At 38.4% G+C, this 5,637-nt stretch carries 1 protein-coding gene and 1 pseudogene; both read left to right on the top strand.

Annotated features, from left to right (window positions below; translation table 11 throughout):
- The coding region (locus AACY61_RS07845; RefSeq protein ID WP_339611024.1) for a translocation/assembly module TamB domain-containing protein at positions 1-4,373 on the top strand (4,373 nt) is incomplete at its 5' end.
- A pseudogene (locus AACY61_RS07840) lies at positions 4,363-5,637 on the top strand (hypothetical protein); the annotation flags it as partial. The gene AACY61_RS07845 and the pseudogene AACY61_RS07840, both read left to right, overlap by 11 nt.

Here is a 5,637-nt window from a genome sequence, read left to right as displayed (position 1 = left end):
TTCCTGAATCTGAAGATGCTGAAGTGACAACCAAACCTTATTTTATTGTAGATCGGATGCACTTTAATACTATTACAGCTAATTACAACGCAATTCCAGATGGAGTCAAAGGCCGGGTTATAATTGATAACTTTATCCTTAATCTTCCCAAGGCTGACCTCGCAAAAAAAATTATTGAAATAAACAAAATAGCGCTAGAAAAGTCTGATGTGTATTTGGAAATAACATCCACAGAAAATGAGACAGAACCTTCACAAAATCCTGCCGATACTAATCCATTTAAATGGCCTGACTGGATCGTCACTTTAAATGAGATAGCGCTGGAAGAAAACAATCTGCATTATTCTGTGAATGGAGAGCAACCTCAAAAAGGTACTTTCAACCCCAATGCTATCTCTTTAGAAAAGTTCTTTTTTGTAGCAGAAGACCTTTACTTAAAAGAGGAAACATTAGGCATTCAATTAAATAATTTCCGCTTTAAAGAGGCTTCGGGCCTGCATCTGAAGGATTTTATTTTTGATGGTGAACTTACCGAAAAAAACCTGGATATATCCAAACTTAACTTTCACTTAAATCAAAATGTTTTAGAAGGAAATATCAACTTGCAATATGCCTCTGTCAACCAATTAATCAACAATCTTGATGCTTCAAGTATCAATACAACACTTGACAGAATTGAACTATCGGTTGACGAACTTTCCCGCTTTCAGCCTGACTTAAAAAACAATGAATATATACAGACACTCAGCAGAAAAAAAATAACAGCTAACCTCAAAGCAAACGGTACCCTGGCAGCAATAGAAATACCAAACCTCAATCTTAATTGGGGAACCAAAACCGCTATCTATGCCCGTGGCACTTTATTAAAACCTATGGATGAAGATTCTCTTGTATTGGATTTCCCTGTATTTAATGCAAAAACGGTTAGGGAAGATGCGCTTGCTTTTGTTGATGAAGACTCACTTGGAGTGAGGGTCCCTGATAACATTTCACTAAAAAGCAATTTCAACGGCACATTGGATGATTTTCAAATAAAAGCTGTTTTACATACATCTGCCGGGCAGATTGATCTAGCAGGAAAAATTCAAAATAAGGGATCCATAAACTATGATACCGAAGTAGAAGTGAAAAAACTTCAGCTAGGTAAAATCATGAAAAATGAGCAATATGGTGAACTTAATATGTCACTGCAATCTTCAGGGGAGGGAACAAATATCAACAATCTTGATGCTGAATTGCAAACAACCATAGTTAGTTTTCAGTTAAAAGATTATACCATTGAAAACCTATCGCTCAAAGGCGATATTGAAAACGGGGAAGGAAATCTTACATCAGATTACCGAGACGAAAATCTTGACCTTAATCTCTATTCGGTTGTTGAACTGGATTCTGTTTCACCAAAATTTGCTGTCAATCTAGATTTAAAGGGGGCCGATTTTCAGGCACTGGGACTTACAGAAAGAAATATTCGAGGGGCATTTCTTTTAAAAGCCGACTTTAAAGGCAATACTGAATCCTTTAGATTTACAGCAGAACTTGAGGACGGCATTGCAGTGTATGAGAATCAATCCTATCTTCTGGGCAACCTGAATGTGGATGCCTTTGTAAACCCTGATACGACCTCTTTTGACATAACAAACAAAATGATGGAAGTAACATTGCGATCCAATGCCGGGCCTGTGGATTTTACAAATGCGTTACAACGTCACTTTGACAAATACTTATCTGATGATTTTCAGGTAGCGGAAACAATAAATGATACCGTTATCAATCCCGTAAAACTTAAAATAGATGCAAAAATCAATCAGGCTCCCATCATCAGGGATGTGTTTTTGACCAACCTTCAGGAAATGGACACTATTGATATCCAGTTAGATTTTAATGAATCAAAACGCAACTTAACAGCTGATATATTTGTGCCTTACCTTATTTACAATAGCAACGAAGTGGACAGTTTGGCATTGGTCCTTCAATCTGATGCTGAAAACTTTGAGTTAAACTTTGGTTTCAGAAATATTATTGCAGGCCCACTAGATATTAAACGAACATCACTTAAAGGGTCTATAAAAAACCAGATGCTTAATTTGGACTTTAACTCTTACTTTGATGAGGAAAAGATTGCACATTTCAATGCTGATGTCACCCGAAATAATGATACTATTCGTTTAAAAATTAACCCCGCAGAGTTCATCATAAATAAAAAAGAGTGGGCTATACCTAAAGATAACGAAATTCTCTATGCTGAGAATTGGCTTGCCTTCAACAATTTTATTATACAGCGCAATGGACAGAAATTTACCTTGAGCAGTTCAAGAACCGAAATTGAGAAGGAGCATATTGCCGTTATTTTTGAAAATTTTCGCTTATCAGACTTTTTGGATTATTTGAACCCCGAAGATACACTTGCCAAAGGAAGACTTGATGGAAAGCTAATACTGGAAGATCCGTTTGGTAGTTTAGGTCTTATTGCAAATATGCAGATCAATGAATTCAATGTGATGGATGTACCCATGGGCACTTTAAGCCTGGAAGCTCAGGAACGCACTACAGCTGTTTATGATTTTAACCTTGATTTAAATGGCGGGGAGGTTGATTTGGATCTTACGGGTGATTTTCAAGCCGATGAAACAGCGGCAAAACTAAATCTTAATCTGGCTTTAAACGAAGTAAAAATAAGTGCAATTGAAGGTTTTTCAGACGGAGAAGTGACTGATGCAGAAGGTTCATTTTCAGGTGATATTAAAGTGAGCGGTACCACAGCAGAACCGAAGTATGAAGGAAATATAACATTTAATGATGCCCGTTTTAAGATCGCCAAACTCAATGCCGTTTTCAGATTGGTAGATGAAAGCCTGCGCATCAACAATGAGGGACTTTTCCTTGATTCTTTTCAAATTGAAGATGAAAACGGTAATAATTTTTTAGTAGATGGAAGCATAGGTACCCAAACTTTTACTAACCCCGGGTTTGACTTGCAGTTTGAAGCCAATAACTTTAGGTTACTCAATTCAACCCGTGATGACAATGAACTATTTTACGGTACCGCGGTCGTTGATATGGATGCCACTCTCACCGGAAATTTAAACCTGCCGAAACTGGATGCAAAACTAAACGTTGGAGAGGAAACAAATGTTACTTACATTATGGCTGAATCTGAACTGGCAATTGAAGAAAGGGAAGGGGTTGTGATTTTTGTCAACAGGGAAGACCCTGACAATATCCTTACCCAAACCCGTGAAGAATCTTATGCTGTTACAGGTTTTGATATAAGCGCTTTAATTTCAATTAATGAAAATGCCATATTCAATGTGATCATTGACGAACAGACGGGTGATAACTTTCAGATTGGCGGGGAAGGAGACCTTAATTTTAATATCAATTCAAACGGAAGGACTACGCTTTCAGGTCGTTACACACTTAATAAAGGCCACTTTGAAATCAATTTATATGACCTGGTAAAAAGGCGTTTTGAAATAGCAGAGGGCAGTACCGTTACCTGGGCAGGAGACCCGGTTGATGCAATACTTGACATCAGGGCTATTTATCGAGTTGAAACCTCGGCTTCTTCTTTAATGGCTCCTGCCTCAGGTAGTTTTGATTCGGGTATGAACAACCGGTTCAGGCAACAGTTGCCCTTTTTGGTATATCTCAATATTGACGGCGAACTTATGCAGCCGGTCCTGACCTTTGATTTGGATATGCCTGAAGATGAACAAGGGGCCATAGGCGGTCAGGTGTATGGTAGGGTGCAACAACTGAATCAACAAGAAGAAGAACTTAACAAACAGGTGTTTTCACTTTTGGTATTAAACCGTTTCTTTCCTGAAGGTGGAAGCGACGGAAGTCAGGGAGGTGCCATGTCACTCGCCAGAAATAATATTAACCAGGCGCTTTCTGAGCGTATGAATAAATTCTCAGACCAACTTCTGGGTAGCACAGGCATTGAGTTGGACTTTGGGCTTGACAGTTATACGGATTATGGTGAAGAAGGTTCTCAGCAACGCACACAGCTCGATATCACAGCCAGAAAACGTTTGTTTGACGATCGTATGATTGTAAGCGTGGGAAGCGAAGTGGATGTTGAGGGAAGCAATCAGAACCCAGATGAAAGAAGCCCTGTAATTGGGAATGTGAGTGTGGAGTATCTACTCACCGAAAATGGTAGGTTCCGCTTAAAAGGTTTTAGAAGAAATGAGTTTGAAAATGTAATTGACGGACAATTGATAGTTAGCGGGATTGCGCTGATATTCTCAAGGGAGTTTGATAAATTCGGCGAACTCTTTGCCAAAGCAGTGGAAGAACAGGAAGAATCAGCGAAAAAAGATGAAGAGAAAGGAAGTAACGAACAAAAAAGCGATCAGGATGAAGGTTAAATATAAAAACTCATTTTTGATACTGGCTATTGTACTGGTACTGCAAGCCTGTAATGTAAAGCGGTTCATTCCTGAAGGTGAGTTGCTTTATACAGGTGCCGAGCTTGAAATATCTAGTGATACATTGGTCGAAGATATAGACGATGTTCAAACCGAAATAGAAAACCTCATTCGTCCTGAACCGAATTCAAAAATACTGGGATCCCGTTTGGGACTTCTGGTCTATTATAAAAGTCAACGAGAAAAACCGGGGTTCATAAATAAATTTTTAAACAAGAGAATAGGAGAGGAGCCTGTATATGAATCTGATATTAACACAGTGAGAACACAAGACCTGATTATTAACAGACTTGAAAACAGAGGGTTCTTTTTTAGCAATGTGGGTTCAGCGGTTGAAGAATACCCAGAAAATAAAACAGCCAAAGCCAACTATGTTATCAAGCTTCCCCAGCCATATTTAATGGAAAACTATGTTGTTGATAAAGATTCTTTGCCCGTATATACTGATATCGAAGTTTCCTTGTCTGAAACCGAAATAACAAAAGACATACGCTTTGACCTGGCTACACTTCGATCTGAACGTGAACGCATTGACAAACTCCTCAAAGATAAAGGATATTATAATTTTAATTCAAATTTCCTGATTTTTGAAGCTGATACCAATCAATATAAAAACAAACGTTTTGACCTTTTTCTTCGGTTAAAAAAAGACGTACCTGAAAAGTCTGTAATTCCTTACCGTATCACTAAAGTAAATGTGTATCCAAACCATGCGCCGGGAGAAGAGTATACTGCAAATGACAGTACACGCCTGGATGAAAAAAGCTTTTTCCAAAAAGAAGAATTCTTTCTTCCCAAAAAACTAGTACCATACATCCTTCTTGACGAAGGAGACAACTTTAACCCAGATAATTCGCGAAACACAAGCAGAAGGCTCACTTCTCTGGGTACTTATAAATTTGTCAATATCAGATATGACGAAATTGATTCTCTAGCCACAGACAGTCTTGGCATTCTTGAAGCAAACATCTTTTTAAGCCCGTTGCAAAGAAGAGCCATACGCGCAGAATTGCAGGCAGTTACCAAATCAAATAATTTTGCCGGCCCTACCTTGTCTGCAACACTTACAAACAGAAACCTTTTTAAAGGAGGTGAAATTCTTAATTTGTCGGTTAGAGGTGGTTATGAGTTTCAAATTGCTTCCGGTGAACAATCCAGTTTGAACAGTATTCTTTTGGGTGCAAATACAGACTTGATTTTTCCG

The sequence above is a fragment of the uncultured Planktosalinus sp. genome (assembly GCF_963973675.1).
In the GTDB taxonomy this organism is placed as follows: Bacteria; Bacteroidota; Bacteroidia; order Flavobacteriales; family Flavobacteriaceae; genus Planktosalinus.
This window is presented reverse-complemented; position numbering and strand designations above follow the sequence as displayed.